The organism is Streptomyces caeruleatus (assembly GCF_001514235.1).
Classification (GTDB): Bacteria; Actinomycetota; Actinomycetes; order Streptomycetales; family Streptomycetaceae; genus Streptomyces; species Streptomyces caeruleatus.
The window spans coordinates 711,750-725,728 of record NZ_KQ948926.1 but is presented as its reverse complement, the minus strand read 5'-3'; the positions used below and the strand labels follow the sequence as shown (position 1 = coordinate 725,728).

12 protein-coding genes are annotated in these 13,979 nt (G+C 69.7%); 4 read left to right on the top strand and 8 right to left on the bottom strand.

The genetic code is table 11. The features are described 5' to 3' along the window. Nucleotides 1–41 precede the first annotated feature (41 nt). The 4 genes from AQJ67_RS12010 to AQJ67_RS11995 all read left to right on the top strand — a co-directional run bounded on the left by AQJ67_RS12010 (nucleotide 42) and on the right by AQJ67_RS11995 (nucleotide 5,171). A complete protein-coding gene (locus AQJ67_RS12010; protein WP_062718293.1) occupies nucleotides 42–1,838 on the top strand; it encodes an ABC transporter substrate-binding protein in 1,797 nt (598 codons plus the stop codon). A gap of 112 nt (nucleotides 1,839–1,950) precedes the next feature. Then, nucleotides 1,951–2,928 carry an ABC transporter permease gene (locus tag AQJ67_RS12005; RefSeq protein ID WP_062718291.1) on the top strand — a complete coding sequence of 326 codons (978 nt, stop codon included), beginning with the start codon at nucleotides 1,951–1,953 and terminating at the stop codon, nucleotides 2,926–2,928. Between the two features lie 10 nt (nucleotides 2,929–2,938). Continuing rightward, entirely contained in the window at nucleotides 2,939–4,000 is a 1,062-nt protein-coding gene (locus tag AQJ67_RS12000; protein ID WP_062718289.1) for an ABC transporter ATP-binding protein, read from the top strand. Between the two features lie 25 nt (nucleotides 4,001–4,025). Then, on the top strand, nucleotides 4,026–5,171 hold the full coding sequence (locus AQJ67_RS11995) for an ABC transporter ATP-binding protein (protein ID WP_062718286.1): 1,146 nt from the start codon (nucleotides 4,026–4,028) through the stop codon (nucleotides 5,169–5,171). A 125-nt stretch (nucleotides 5,172–5,296) separates the two neighbouring features. Here AQJ67_RS11995 and AQJ67_RS11990 read toward each other — a convergent pair whose 3' ends face one another. The 8 genes from AQJ67_RS11990 to AQJ67_RS11955 all read right to left on the bottom strand — a co-directional run bounded on the left by AQJ67_RS11990 (nucleotide 5,297) and on the right by AQJ67_RS11955 (nucleotide 13,965). Continuing rightward, nucleotides 5,297–6,274 carry an ABC transporter ATP-binding protein gene (locus AQJ67_RS11990; protein ID WP_062718575.1) on the bottom strand — a complete coding sequence of 326 codons (978 nt, stop codon included), beginning with the start codon at nucleotides 6,272–6,274 and terminating at the stop codon, nucleotides 5,297–5,299. A gap of 178 nt (nucleotides 6,275–6,452) precedes the next feature. Further along, nucleotides 6,453–7,418, bottom strand: coding sequence for an ABC transporter ATP-binding protein (locus AQJ67_RS11985; protein ID WP_062718284.1), 966 nt, complete (start codon nucleotides 7,416–7,418; stop codon nucleotides 6,453–6,455). After that, nucleotides 7,415–8,332: an ABC transporter permease gene (locus AQJ67_RS11980; RefSeq protein WP_062718283.1), complete on the bottom strand. Its 918-nt coding sequence runs from the start codon at nucleotides 8,330–8,332 to the stop codon at nucleotides 7,415–7,417. Before AQJ67_RS11980 ends, AQJ67_RS11985 begins: the two co-directional genes overlap by 4 nt. Beyond that, the gene (locus AQJ67_RS11975; protein ID WP_062718282.1) at nucleotides 8,329–9,381 is read right to left on the bottom strand and encodes an ABC transporter permease; all 1,053 of its coding nucleotides are present in this window, start codon (nucleotides 9,379–9,381) and stop codon (nucleotides 8,329–8,331) included. The genes AQJ67_RS11980 and AQJ67_RS11975 overlap by 4 nt, the downstream gene beginning before the upstream one ends. Before the next feature lie 6 nt (nucleotides 9,382–9,387). Next, a complete protein-coding gene (locus tag AQJ67_RS11970; RefSeq protein WP_062718281.1) occupies nucleotides 9,388–11,208 on the bottom strand; it encodes an ABC transporter substrate-binding protein in 1,821 nt (606 codons plus the stop codon). A gap of 160 nt (nucleotides 11,209–11,368) precedes the next feature. Then, on the bottom strand, nucleotides 11,369–11,878 hold the full coding sequence (locus AQJ67_RS11965) for a DinB family protein (protein ID WP_062718280.1): 510 nt from the start codon (nucleotides 11,876–11,878) through the stop codon (nucleotides 11,369–11,371). A gap of 93 nt (nucleotides 11,879–11,971) precedes the next feature. After that, on the bottom strand, nucleotides 11,972–12,697 hold the full coding sequence (locus tag AQJ67_RS11960) for a thioesterase II family protein (protein ID WP_062718279.1): 726 nt from the start codon (nucleotides 12,695–12,697) through the stop codon (nucleotides 11,972–11,974). Next, complete coding sequence (locus AQJ67_RS11955; protein WP_062718278.1) at nucleotides 12,694–13,965, bottom strand: cytochrome P450; 1,272 nt, start codon at nucleotides 13,963–13,965, stop codon at nucleotides 12,694–12,696. Before AQJ67_RS11955 ends, AQJ67_RS11960 begins: the two co-directional genes overlap by 4 nt. Between the last annotated feature and the right edge of the window lie 14 nt (nucleotides 13,966–13,979).

Genomic DNA, 13,979 nt, shown 5'->3' with positions numbered 1-13,979 from the left:
CCAGCAATGCTCACTACTCACAGGCAGGTGGATTCAACTCCATGAGCATCTTCCGTAACCGCACCACGACGGCCGCGCTCGTCGCGGTGGCAGCCGGCGCCCTGACCCTCACCGCCTGCGGCGGCGGCAGCGACAACGCGGCTCAGGACAACAGCAAGAAGAAGGAGGACGCCAAGGCGCAGTCCAAGCCGGTGCAGATCGGCGATGCCAAGGCGTCCACCGGCCCCGCTCCCGAGGTTCCCGGTGCCAAGGCGGGCGGCACCGCGAACGTCTACCAGGAGGCGGACTTCTCGCACCTGGACCCGGGCCAGATCTACGTCTCGGACGGCAAGCTGCTCAGCCGCCTCATCTTCCGCGGTCTGACCCAGTACTCCGAGGACGACCAGGGCAACCTGACCGTCGTGGGCGACCTCGCCACCGACGCCGGCAAGGCCTCCGACGGCGGCAAGACCTGGACGTACACCCTGAAGTCCGGCCTGAAGGACGCCAACGGCAACCCGATCAACTCGGCGGACATCCGTCACACGGTCGAGCGCCTGTACGCGTCGTACATCACCGACGGCCCGACCTACCTCCAGCAGTGGCTGTCCGGTGCCGGCACCACCTACCGCAAGGCCTACGCGGGTCCGGACAAGGGCAAGCACCTGCCGGACAGCGTCCTGGAGACGCCGGACGACAAGACGATCGTCTTCCACTTCAAGGACGCGCAGCCCGACCTTCCGCAGATGCTGACCATGCCCGGTTACAGCGTCGTCCCGGAGGAGACGGACACCAAGGAGAAGTACGACAACGCCCCCGTCGCGGCCGGCCCGTACAAGATCGCCGACTTCAAGCCGGGCAAGTCGATGAAGCTCGTCAAGAACGACCAGTGGGACCCGAAGTCCGACTCGGTGCGTCACCAGTACGTCGACGGCTTCAACATCGAGATGAACCACGACGACGAGGACCAGACCAAGACCCTCCTCGCCGACCAGGGTGACGCCAAGAACACGATGATGTTCACCGGTCAGGTCGCCACCACCCAGCTGCAGAAGGTGGTGAGCGACAAGGCCGCCATGAAGCGCACCATCCAGGGCTACGCGCCCTACGTGTGGCAGCTCAACTTCAACCTGGACCGCGTCAAGGACAAGAAGCTCCGCGACGCCATCACCCTGGCACTGCCGGCCACCTCGGTCTTCAAGGCCGACGGTGGCGCGTACGGCGGCGAGGCGGCCAACTCCCTGATGTCGCCCACCACTCCGGGCTACGACGAGAAGTACGACCCGTTCAACCGGGCCAAGAAGCCCAACGGTGACATCGCGGCCGCCAAGAAGCTGATCGAGGAAGGCGGCTTCAAGGGCAAGAAGCTCGTCTACGCCTACGGCAACACCCCGGTCCGGCAGCAGCAGGCGGTTCTGATCGCCGACGCTCTGGAGAAGATCGGCCTCGACATCCAGAAGAAGGAGATCGACTCCGCCACCTGGTACGAGCAGGTCGGCAAGGTCAAGAACGGCTACGACCTGTACATGACCGGCTGGGGCCAGGACTGGCCGTCCGCCTCCACGGTCTTCCCGCCGGTGTACGACGGCACGCAGATCCAGGACGGTTCGTCGAACTACTCGCACATCAACGACCCGCACGTCAACTCCGAGATCGCGCGCATCGTGAAGATCACGGACATCGCTGAGGCCACCAAGGCCTGGGACGCGCTGAACAAGTACATCACCGAGAAGGTCAACCCGGCCGCCCCGATCTACTACACCAAGGTCTTCCAGATCTTCGGTTCGAACATCGGCGGCATCCGCTACAGCTCCGACTCGAGCTACGTGGACGTCACCCGGATCTTCCTCAAGAAGTAACCCGGTTCGTCGGGAAACCGGTGGTGGGCGCGTGGCGGAGCGCCCACCACCGGGGCCCGGATCTTCCAGACCTCACCATCGACTGCCGCCGTCCTGAGAGCAGCTGCCTGCCATGCTTCAATTCCTCATTCGCCGGACCTTCGGCGCGGCGCTGATCCTGCTGTTGATCAGCGCGTTCACGTTCTTCATGTTCTTCGCCATCCCGCAGGACCCGGCCCTGCTGGCCTGTGGCAAGAACTGCACTCCGGACGCGTTGGCGATCATCCACAAGAACCTCGGCCTCGACTCGCCCGTCCCGGTGCAGTACTGGAACTTCCTCGTCGGCATCTTCGCCGGCCGGGACTTCGCCGTCGGCCACTGCGCCGCCCCCTGCTTCGGTGTCTCCTTCGCCAACAACCAGAACGTCTGGGACACGATCCTCGACCGCTTCCCGCTGACCCTCTCGCTGACCGTCGGCAGCCTGCTGGTCTTCCTCGTGGTCGGCCTCGGCACCGGTCTCCTTGCCGCCAAGTACCGTGGTACCTGGCTGGACAAGACGTTCAGCTCGGCCTCGCTGGTCATCAGCTCGATGCAGATCTACTTCCTCGGCCCGCTGGTTTTGCTCGCCCTGGTCTACAGCACCGGCTGGCTCGAGAAGCCGAAGTACGTGCCGTTCTCCGAGGACCTCGGCGGCTGGTTCATGGGCCTGTTGATCCCCTGGGTGGTGATGGCGACCATCTTCACGGCCAACTACACCCGTATGAGCCGCTCCTCGATGATCGAGCAACTACAGGAAGAACACGTGAAGGCGGCCCGCGCCAAGGGCATGTCGGCCAACTTCGTGTTCTTCCGCTACGCCTGGCGGGGCTCGCTCATCCCCATCGTCACCATCCTCGGCATCGACCTGTCCTCCCTGCTGGCGGGCGGCATGGTGACGGAGCTGACGTTCGGTCTGGCCGGTCTCGGCCGGCTCGCGCTGAAGTCAGTCACCGACAAGGACCTGCCGATGCTGATGGGCGTCATGCTGATCAGCGCCGCGCTCATCATCGTCTTCAACCTGATTGTGGACGCCCTGTACGCCGTCATCGACCCGCGCGTGCGTCTGTCCTAGGAGAACCACCGTGACCACTCAGACCAAGCCCGAAGAGGCCGCGGCCACCGCCGCGGAGCGGGCCTTCCTCTCGGTACGTGACCTCAAGGTCCACTTCTCCACCGAGGACGGCGTCGTCAAGGCGGTGGACGGGCTCTCCTTCGACCTGGAGCGCGGCAAGACCCTCGGTATCGTCGGTGAGTCCGGGTCCGGCAAGTCGGTGACCAACCTCGCCGTACTCGGCCTGCACAACCGCAAGAACACCGCCATCGACGGCTCGATCACGCTGGACGGCCAGGAGCTGACCGACGCCGGCGAGAAGCAGCTGGAGTCGCTGCGCGGCAAGAAGATGGCGATGATCTTCCAGGACGCGCTGACCGCGCTGTCGCCGTACTACACGGTCGGCCGGCAGATCGGCGAGCCGTTCATGAAGCACACCGGCGCCTCCAAGCGGGACGCCCGGGTGCGCGCCATCGATCTGCTGGAGAAGGTCGGCATCCCGCACCCGCAGCAGCGGGTCGACGACTACCCGCACCAGTTCTCCGGCGGTATGCGCCAGCGCGCCATGATCGCGATGGCGCTCGCCTGCGACCCGGACCTGCTCATCGCCGACGAGCCCACCACGGCGCTCGACGTGACGGTGCAGGCGCAGATCCTCGACCTGCTCAAGGACCTCCAGCAGGAGTTCGGCTCCGCGATCATCATGATCACCCACGACCTCGGCGTGGTCGCCAACATGGCCGACGACATCCTGGTGATGTACGCGGGCCGGGCGGTCGAGCGGGGCACGGTCCGCGAGGTGCTCAAGTCGCCTCAGCACCCGTACACCTGGGGCTTGCTGGGGTCGATGCCGAGGCTCACCTCCGATGTCGACGAGCCGCTGGTGCCGATCCCCGGATCGCCGCCCTCGCTGCTCAACCCGCCCTCGGGCTGCGCCTTCCACCCGCGGTGCGCGTTCACCGAGGACGTGTCCGGTGGCCGTTGCTCCAGCGAGCGGCCGCTGCTCGCCCAGGGGCGCGCAGCCGCGTGCCATCTGACGGGGGATCAGCGACAGCAGCTGTTCATCGAGACGATTCAGCCCCGGCTGGGCTGAGCCAAACCGGGACTGGGGCATCACCATGAGCGACAACAGCAACACCACCACGGCGGTCGCCGACGCGACCCCGCAGCAGCGGGACGAGGACAGCGCGCCGCTCCTTCGGGTCACCGGCCTGAAGAAACACTTCCCGATCAAGGGCGGCTTCCCGATCCGGCGCACCGTCGGCCACGTCAAGGCCGTCGACGGCGTCGACCTGGAGGTCTTCCCGGGCGAGAGCCTGGGCCTGGTCGGCGAGTCCGGCTGCGGCAAGTCGACGACCGGGCGACTGCTGACCCGGCTGTACGAGCCGACCGAGGGCACCATCGAGTACAAGGGGCGGGACATCAGTCGCGCCAGCCGGTCGCAGATGGCGCCGATCAGGTCCGAGATCCAGATGATCTTCCAGGACCCGTACGCCTCGCTGAACCCGCGGCAGACGGTCGGCAAGATCATCGCGGGCCCGATGGAGATCAACGGGATCAACCCGCCCGGCGGCCGTGAGAAGCGGGTCCGGGAGCTCCTGGAGATCGTCGGTCTCAACCCCGAGCACTACAACCGCTTCCCGCACGAGTTCTCCGGCGGTCAGCGCCAGCGCATCGGTGTCGCGCGCGCCGTCGCGCTCCAGCCGAAGCTGATCATCGCGGACGAGCCGGTCTCGGCCCTCGACGTGTCGATCCAGGCCCAGGTGGTGAACCTGCTGCAGGAGGTGCAGCGGGAGATGGGGATCGCGTTCGTCTTCATCGCCCACGACCTGGCGATCGTGCGGCACTTCTCGCAGCGCATCGCGGTGATGTACCTCGGCAAGGTCGTGGAGATCGCGGACCGCGACTCGCTCTACAACAGGCCCCGTCACCCCTACACGCACGCGCTGCTGTCGGCGGTGCCGGACGCGGACATCGACGCGGCCAAGCGGGAGCGGATCCGGCTCGCGGGCGACGTGCCCTCGCCGATCAGCCCGCCGTCCGGCTGCCGGTTCCGTACGCGCTGCTGGAAGGCGCAGGACAAGTGCGCGACGCAGGAGCCGCCGCTGGTCCGTATCGAGGGCAGCAAGCCGGGGCACCTGACGGCGTGCCACTTCCCGGAGGAGCCGACCATCGCGGACCGGGGCGAGGACGTGGTGCTGGACCAGGGGCTGAAGGCCCTGGAGGACAGCGCCGACGGTGACACGGCGGTCTCGAAGGGCTGACCGGCGGAAATCGTCAGGAGACCGGGGGCGGGAGAGCGAACTCTCCCGCCCCCGGTCTTTCACCTTTCCCGCCCCCGGGTCCGTCCCCCTTCCCGCCCCCACGTCCGTCCCCCTTCCCGCGCGCCTCACGCGGTGATCCGCGCCCGGGCCCAGTGACACGCCACCTGCGCCCGCGCGTCGCCGCCGAGCACCTCCGGGTCCTCGTTCCGGCAGGTGTCCGCCACGCCCGCGCGCTCCGCCTCCCCGCTCGCCAGCACCTGGCAGCGGGCGTGGAAACGGCATCCGGCGGGGATCCGGGTCGGGTCCGGGGGCTCGCCGGTCAGCACCACCGGGTCGCCCGGCGCCTCCGGCAGCACCGACAGCAGAGCCTGGGTGTACGGGTGCCGGGGTGCCGTGAGCACCTGCTCCACGTCCCCCGTCTCCACGATCCGGCCCAGGTACATCACCGCCACCCGGTCCGCGATGTTCCACGCGAGACCCAGGTCGTGCGTCACGACCAGCGCCGACAGACCGAGGTCGGCGCGCAGCCGCAGCAGCAGGGCGAGGATCTCGCCGCGCACGGAGGCGTCCAGGGAGGCCACCGGCTCGTCGGCGACGAGGAGTTCGGGTTGAAGGACCAGCGCGCCCGCGATGACCACGCGTTGGCGCTGCCCGCCGGACAGCTCGTGCGGATACCGCAGGAAGAAGCGCTCCGCAGGCCGCAGACCGGCCCGCGACAGCGCCTCGGCGACCGCCGTGCGCTCGTCGCCGCCGTGGCCGTGGATCCGCAGGCCCTCCGCCACCGCCTCGTACACCGTGTGCCGTGGGTTCAGCGACCCCGTCGGATCCTGGAGCACCAGCTGGACGCGCCGCCGGTACGCCTTCAGCGCCCGCGACGAGTACCGCAGCGGCTCCCCGTCGAAGACGACCCGCCCGCCGGTCGGCGGCTCCAGCCCCAGCAGAGCACGCGCCAGCGTCGTCTTGCCGCAGCCCGATTCGCCGACCAGGGCCACGATCTCCCCGGCGCCGATGCCGAGTTCGACCCCGTCCACGGCACGGGCGGGCGGGCTGCCGTGGCGGCGGGGGTAGGTGACGTGCAGGGCCTGTGCGCTCAGGAGGGTCATGGTCGGGTCCTCGCGGCTTGCGTTGCCCCCGGCGCGTACGGCGGGGCCGGTGGTCGGTCCTGTGTCCATGGGGCCGACGGGCGCGGGGCGCGGGGTGGCGTCGTCCTGCCGTAGGCGGAGTCGTCGGCCGGGGCCGGGCTGGCTCCGGCGCCGTGCGGGGACTGTGCCGTCAAGAGGGTCATGGGCCGCTCCTTGTCGCGCTCACGTGCACACAGGCCGCCCGGCGGTCCTCGTCGGCCGTGCGCAGTTCCTGGTCGTCGACCGCGCAGGAGTCCAGGGCGACCGGACAGCGCGGGTGGAAGGCGCACCCGGAGGGCACGGCGGACGGGTCGGGTGGGTCGCCGGGCAGGCCGCGCGGGGCGAACCGCGACGCCGGGTCGCCGATCCTCGGGAACGCCTCCGACAGGGCCTTGCCGTAGGGGTGCCGGGCGTCCTCGTAGACCTGGCGGGCCGGGCCCTCCTCGACCACCCGGCCGGCGTACATCACCGCCAGCCGGTCACAGGTGTCGGCGAGGACCGCCAGGTCGTGGCTGATCGCGATCAGGCCCAGTTCCTGCTCCGCGACGAGCTGTTCGATGAGACGCAGGATCTGCGCCTGGATCATCACGTCCAGGGCGGTGGTCGGCTCGTCGGCGACGATCAGCCGGGGGTCGCAGGCGAGCGCCATGGCGATCATCACGCGCTGACGCTGGCCGCCGGAGAGTTCGTGCGGATACGCCGACGCCCGCGCCGCGGGCAGCCCCACCTGCTCCAGGAGCTCGCCGGTCCTCTTGCGGGCGCCCGCCGGGGTGGCCTTGCGGTGCAGCAGGATCGGCTCGGCGATCTGGTCGCCGACGCGGTGGACGGCGTTGAGCGAGTGCATCGCGCCCTGGAACACGATGGACGCCCCGGCCCAGCGCACCGCACGCACCCGGCCCCACTTCATGGTGAGGACGTCCTCGCCGTCCAGCAGGACCTGCCCGCCGATCCGCGTCCCGGCCGGCAGCAGCCGCAGCAGCGCGAGGGCGAGCGTGGACTTCCCGCAGCCCGACTCGCCCGCGATACCGAGTTTCTGCCCGGCCGCCACCGTCAGGTCGACGCCCCGCACGGCGGCGGCCCCGCCGGGGTAGGTGACAGTGAGGTCTCTGACGTCGAGCAGGCTCAACGCCCCACCCCCAGCCTCGGGTTCAGCACCGACTCCACCGCGCGCCCGCACAGCGTGAACGCCAGCGCCACCACCGCGATGGCGATGCCGGGCGGCACCAGGTACCACCAGTTCCCCGAGCTGACCGCCCCGGCCTCCCGTGCGTCCTGGAGCAGCCCGCCCCAGGACAGGACGGTCGGATCGCTCACGCCCAGGAAGGCGAGAGTCGCCTCGGCGAGGACGGAGGACGAGATCATCAGGGTCGTCTGGGCGAGGACCAGGGGCATCACATTGGGCAGCACATGCCGGGACATGACGTGCCAGTGCCCGCCGCCCAGCGCCTTCGCGCGTTCGATGTACGGCCGTGACTCCACCGCCAGGGTCTGCGCCCGCACCAGCCGGGCCGTGGTCGGCCAGGAGGTCACGCCGATGGCCAGCACGACGGTGCCCAGCGAGCGGGGCAGCACGGTGGCCAGCGCGATGGCGAGGACCAGGGTGGGCATCACCAGGAACCAGTCGGTGATCCGCATCAGCACGGTGGCGTACGCCCCCTTGAAGTGCCCCGCGGTGACCCCGACCGTCGTGCCGATCGCCACTGACAGCGCGGCCGCCAGCAGCCCGACCAGCAGCGACACCCGTGAGCCCCACACCAGCAGACCCAGCAGATCCCGCCCGAACCGGTCCGTCCCCAGCGGGAACTCGGCGCTCGGGCTCTCCATGGGCCGCCCCGGCGCCCCGGTCACGCTGGACACGTCGGTGCCGACGGTGAGCGGGGCGGTCAGGGCGAGCAGCGCGAACAGGGCGAGCCCGGCCAGGCCGACCAGGCCCGCGCGGTGGGTGCGGTACTGCTGCCAGAACCGCACGGCGGAGCGGCGTCGTCGCTGCCAGGCGAGCGCGCGCGGCCCGGCCGCCCCGGCCTTGGCCTCGGTCGTCATCGGCCCACCCTCGGGTCGAGCAGCGGATAGACCAGGTCGGCCAGGGTGTTCATGACGATCACCGCGGCCGCGAAGAAGAGGAACAGGCCCTGCACCAGCGGCAGGTCGGGCACGCTCAGCGCCTGGTAGAACAGCCCGCCGAGCCCCGGCCAGGAGAACACCGTCTCGACCAGGATCACGCCCGCGACCGTCCGGCCCAGATTGACGAAGACCAGCGTCACCGTCGGCAGCAGCGCGTTCGGCACGGCATGCCGACGGCGGACCAGGTCGTCCCTGAGGCCCTTGGCGCGGGCGGTCGTCAGATAGTCGCTGCCCATCTCGTCCAGCAGCGCCGAGCGGGCCACCAGCAGGGTCTGGCCGTACTCCACCGCGACCAGCGTGACGACGGGCAGGATCAGATGGTGGGCGACGTCGAGGACGTACGCGAAGCCCTCCTCGCCGCCCGACTCCATGCCACCGGTCGGGAACAGCCCGGGGACCGGGCCCACCCCCACCGAGAACACGATGATCAGCAGCAGGCCCAGCCAGAACGACGGGATGGAGTACAGGGTCAGCGCCAGACCGGTGTTCAGCCGGTCGCCGAGCCCGCCGTGCCGCCACGCCGAGCGGGTGCCCAGCACGATGCCGAGCAGCGTGTACAGGACGAACGCGGTGCCGGTGAGCAGCAGCGTGTTGGGCAGCGCCTCGGAGATCTTGTCGACGACGGGCGCCCGGAACTGGTACGACGTCCCCAGGTCCCCGGTCAGGGCCTTGCCGCAGTAGTCGGTGAACTGCTGCCACAGCGGCAGGTCCAGTCCGAACTCCTCGCGGTAGGCGGCGAGTTGCTCCGCCGAGATGGGCCGGCCGCCCGTCATGGTCTTGACCGGGTCGCCGGGGATCAGCCGGAACAGGAAGAACCCGGTGGCCAGGACGGCGAGCAGGGAGACGGCGGCGCCGCCCACCTTGCCGGCGCCGTAGCGCAGATAGCCCGTGGCGGTGCGCGCCCGCTGTCCCCGGACAGCGGGCGCGGCGGCCTTGACGGCCGAGGCGGAGGGTGCGTCGGCGGTCATCGGCGGCTACTCGCGGTCCTCGGCGGTCGCCCGGCGCCGCAGGGCGAAGAACACGCCCGCGGCGACGAGGAGGGCGGCGCCGGCGACGACCCCGATGACGACGCCTGCCGAGCCGGAGCCGCCGGAGGAGGCGTCGGAGTCCGCCGGGGTCGCCGACCACCAGCTCCAGTAGCCGTCCTGCCCGTAGATGTTGCCCGCCTTCTCGGGCATCGTCGTGATCGACTTGATGTGGTCGGTGCGATAGGCCTCGACCGCGTTCGGATACGCCATGACGTTCATGTACCCGAGGTCGTACAGCCGGGACTGCATCTGCTTGACGATGTCCGCCCGTTCGGCCGGGTCGTACTCGGCGAGCTGGCGCGCGTACAGCTCGTCGTAGCGCTTGTCGCAGATGAAGTTGTCCGTCGCGCCTGTGTCCTTCGGGGTCGCGGGCAGGGCGGCGCAGGTGTGGATGGACAGCACGAAGTCCGGGTCGGGGTTGACGGACCAGCCGTCGAAGGCGAGGTCGTAGGTGCCCGCGAGCCAGGGGTCGGTGACGTTGTCCAGGCAGTCGAGGGTCACGCCGATGCCGAGCTCGCCCCACCACTCCTCGAGGTACTGGCCGATCGCCTTGTCGTTGGGGTCGGTGGCGTGGCACAGCACGCGGTAGGTGATCGGCTTACCGTCCTTGCCGAGCCGTTTGCCGTCGCCGTTCTTCTTGTAGCCGGCCTGGTCGAGGAGGCGGGCGGCCTCGGCGGGGTCGTAGGAGAGTTCCTGCCCGTCCGCCGGTTTCCAGAAGTACGAGGAGAAGCGCGGCGGGATGTAGCCCTCGCCCCGCACCGCGTGTCCCTGGAACACCCGGTCGATGACGGTCTCGCGGTCGACCGCCCGGAACAGCGCGTGCCGTACCCGCTCGTCCAGCAGGGTCGGGTGGCCGTCACCGAACTTCTGGCCGTTCGCGGCCCGTGCCCCCGGGTTGGTGGCGAGGGCGTAGAAGCGGCGGCCGGGCGCGTCGTTGACGTGGATGTTCTTCTCGCCCTTGAGGGAGTCCGCCTGGGCGGGCGTCAGGGACGGCGACCCGGCGACGAAGGAGACCTCGCCCTTGCGCAGGGCGGCGACCGCGGCGTCCTGGTCCTTGTAGTACCGGAAGACCAGCTCGTCGAACTTGGGCGCGCCGCGCCAGAAGTCCTTGTTGGCCTTGAGACGGACGTAGCTGTCGGGCTTGTAGTCGGTGAGGATGAACGGCCCGTTCCCGACGACGGGGAAGTCGTTGTCGTTGTTGAACTTCGAGAAGTCGCCGACCTTCTCCCAGACGTGCTTCGGCACGATCGGCACGTCCAGGGCCGTCATCGTGGCCTGCGGCTTCTTCAGCCGGATGACCAGCTCGGTGGGGCTCGGGGCGCTCACCTCGCGGAAGTTGCCGACGAAGCTGCCGTTGGCGGTGGCCGCGCCCTCGTCGGTCATGATCTTCTGGAACGTCCAGGCCGCGTCCTGCGCGGTGACCCGCTGCCCGTCCGACCACTTGGAGTCGGAACGGATCGTGTACGTCCAGGTCAGCTTGTCCGGCGACGACTTCCACCCGGTCGCCAGCGCCGGGACGGCGTGGGCGTCCCCCGGGTCGTAGTTCGTGAGGTACTCGTACATCAGCCGGTGGATGCTCGTGCTGAGCAGCCGCTGTGCCAGGAACGGGCTCAGTGAGTCGACACTCTGGGCGACCGCGACGGTGAGGACCTTGTCGCCGTCAGCGGCCGCCGCCTGGTGCGGCGCGAGTCCGGCCGACACCGTCAGGGCGGCGGCCGCGGCGGCGAGGAGACGCCGCGCTCTGCTGTGCTGCTCTCGTGTGCTCATGATCGTGACCTCACGTCATCGCTTGCACAGGGACGGCTTGTTGCGCTGTCAGCGCTTTACTGCGCGCGCCGACAGCGCATGAAACCCCATGTGGCCTGCGAGAACAGCGAAGTGATGAGATTGAGACAGCCAGTGGTCCATACCGGTGAAGAGCACCAGGTCACATGCCGGTGGTGCCGTCCGCCAGCTCCCGGAGGATGTCCAGGTGACCGTTGTGCCGGGCGGTCTCCTCGATCAGGTGGTTCAGGATCCAGCGCAGGGTCACATGCACGCCACCCCGGACGGGCTCGGCGGCGACCGAGTCCAGCGGGGTGTTCGCGACCAGCTCGCGCAGCTCGGCCGACTGGTCCTCGTACTCCTGGAGCAGCTTGGCGAGCGGCACGTCGAGGGCGATCCGCATCTCGCGGTCGGGGTCCTCGTCGGTGGCCGGGTGGTGGTCCTCCTCGCCCAGGAAGATCACGCGCAGCCAGAAGTAGTCGACCCAGCGCACATGACTGACGAGCCCGGCGATGCTCATCAGCGGGGAGCCCGGCAGCGGTGCCTTGCGGGCGTCCTCGTCGGTCAGCCCCTCGCACTTCGCGGCCACCGTGGCCCGCGCGTAGTCGAGGAACGTGGTCAGCGTGGAACGCTCGTCCCACGCGTCGGGGGTGTCGGTGCGCACCGTGGTCATGAGTGCGTGTGCCTTTCGCAGGTACGGAGCCGGCGGCCGGCCGGGCGGGCCGCCGGGCGGGGCGAGGACGGACGGTCGGGTCGGACGGTCGGGTCAGACGGTCAGGTCCGCGACGAAGGCGTCGAGCAGATCGTCGGGGGCCTCCATGAAACGGTAGTGGGGCCCCTTGAGCAGACGGAACGTTGTTTCGCCGCAGTCCGCCCAGGAGTCCATCAGCCGGTGGTCGACCTCCACGTCCTGGTCCCAGCCCAGCGCCGTGATCGGACAGGGCAGCAGGGTCGGCTCGGCCGGGTGGTACCGCTTGTTGGTCTCCACGTCCGCGCGCAGGATCTCCAGGCTCAGCTCCACCAGGTCGGGGCGCGGGGTGCCGCCGAGCTCCACGATCAACTGGTGGACCTCCTCGGCGAGTTCGGCGTCCGTCATCCGAAGGAAGCGGCCGTGCGGGCCGCGGTGCGGGGCGACCTGCGAGGAGATGAACAGCCGGGTCGGCATCGGACAGCCCCGCTCCAGCAGCCGCACCGCGGTCTCGTAGCCCGGCAGCGCCGACCCGCAGTGCCCGAAGAGGCCGAACGGCCGGTCCAGATAGGGCAGCAGCACCTCGACGAGGTCGTCCGCGAGGGCCTCGTACGTCTTGTACGACTCCTCCCGGAAGCGGTTCTCCCGCCCGGGCAGCTGGATCGGGACCACCTCGATGTCCCCGATGAAGCGTGGCCACTTGCGGTACATGGTCGCGCCGCAGCCCGAGTACGGCAGGGCGAACAGCCGGGCGGCGCTCTCCGCGGAGGGCCGGCGCAGGAACCAGCGGGCGTCGTCGCTCATCGGGCCAGCTCCGCGTAGCGCTTGACGGACCCCTGCTTCAGCTTCGCGACCATCGGCATGTGCTTGATGCCGGCCACGAAGTTGGAGTGCAGGTGCTCGATCTCACCGGCCAGCTCGAAGGACTCGAAGTTCTCGAAGAGCTCGGTGAAGAGGATCTTCAGACTCATCCGGGCCACGGTGTGGCCGACGCAGTAGTGCGCGCCGCTGCCGAAGGCGATGTGCCGGTTGGGCTTGCGGCGGATGTCGAAGGTGAACGGGTCGTCGAAGGCCTCCTCGTCCCGGTTGGCCGAGCCCAGCCAGGCCACCACCGCGTCCCCCGCGCGGATCTTCTTGCCGCGCAGCTCGATGTCCTGAAGGGCGTAGCGCATGAAGTGGTTGGCCGGGGAGGCCCAGCGCAGCGCCTCGTCGACACCGGTGTTGAGCAGCTTCGGGTCGGAGCGCCACTCGTCGAGCAGCGGCGTGCCGACCAGCTCGGCCATCGCGCCGGTCGGCACGAACGGCGTGGTGACGTTGGCACCGAGGATCAGGCTGTAGCAGTTGGACAGGATCGCGCCCGTCTCCAGCCGCCGCCCGTCGATGTCCATGCCCAGCAGCAGGCTGATCAGGTCGTCGCCGAGGTTGTCGCGGCGCTCGCGCAGGATGTCGTGGAAGTACGCGAACAGCTCGCGGTGCGCCGACTGCAGGGTCGCCTCGACCCCGCCCGGCCCGGCGAACTCCGGGTCCTCCGGGGCGATGGACATCGTGGTCAGCTGGGTCAGCCGGGTCCAGTCCGCCCGGGGCAGGCCCATCATCGTGCCGGCCGTCGCCATCGGCAGGTTCATCATCGCCTCGGCGAAGTCGAACGGCTCGCCGCCGAGCGCCGGGGTCAGCAGCCGGTGCACCTCGGTGGTGACCGCGTCGCGGTACTTCTCGACCTGCTTGTTGGTCAGCGCACGCTGCATCGGCACCCGCATACGGGTGTGCCGCGGCGGGTCGGTGGCGGCCATCTGCCGGCCCCGCGCCGGGTCCTCCTTGCCCAGCAGGAACAGCATCGTGCCCCGCTGGGACGTGAACAGCGTGTGGTCGCGCAGCACGAGGTCGGCGTCCTCGAACCTGGTCACCGACCAGAAGCCGAGGGTCTCGTCGACCTGCTGCCAGCGCACCGGGTCGCGGTGGCGCATGGCGTTCCATATCGAGTGCGGGTCGCCCGCCCCGTACAGGGTGGAGTCGGTCAGGTCGACCGCCTCCAGATCGATGTCCTCGTGGGGCACCGGCTGGTTGAGCCTCATGTCGGGGTGTTCTC

Excerpts from the sequence above, each read along its gene's own strand:
- AQJ67_RS12010 (WP_062718293.1), top strand. The coding sequence starts at position 42 with ATGAGCATCTTCCGTAACCGCACCACGACGGCCGCGCTCGTCGCGGTG.
- AQJ67_RS11965 (WP_062718280.1), bottom strand. The coding sequence starts at position 11,878 with ATGACCACGGTGCGCACCGACACCCCCGACGCGTGGGACGAGCGTTCC.
- AQJ67_RS11995 (WP_062718286.1), top strand. The coding sequence starts at position 4,026 with ATGAGCGACAACAGCAACACCACCACGGCGGTCGCCGACGCGACCCCG.
- AQJ67_RS11960 (WP_062718279.1), bottom strand. The coding sequence starts at position 12,697 with ATGAGCGACGACGCCCGCTGGTTCCTGCGCCGGCCCTCCGCGGAGAGC.
- AQJ67_RS11990 (WP_062718575.1), bottom strand. The coding sequence starts at position 6,274 with ATGACCCTCCTGAGCGCACAGGCCCTGCACGTCACCTACCCCCGCCGC.
- AQJ67_RS11970 (WP_062718281.1), bottom strand. The coding sequence starts at position 11,208 with ATGAGCACACGAGAGCAGCACAGCAGAGCGCGGCGTCTCCTCGCCGCC.
- AQJ67_RS11980 (WP_062718283.1), bottom strand. The coding sequence starts at position 8,332 with ATGACGACCGAGGCCAAGGCCGGGGCGGCCGGGCCGCGCGCGCTCGCC.
- AQJ67_RS12005 (WP_062718291.1), top strand. The coding sequence starts at position 1,951 with ATGCTTCAATTCCTCATTCGCCGGACCTTCGGCGCGGCGCTGATCCTG.
- AQJ67_RS11955 (WP_062718278.1), bottom strand. The coding sequence starts at position 13,965 with ATGAGGCTCAACCAGCCGGTGCCCCACGAGGACATCGATCTGGAGGCG.
- AQJ67_RS11975 (WP_062718282.1), bottom strand. The coding sequence starts at position 9,381 with ATGACCGCCGACGCACCCTCCGCCTCGGCCGTCAAGGCCGCCGCGCCC.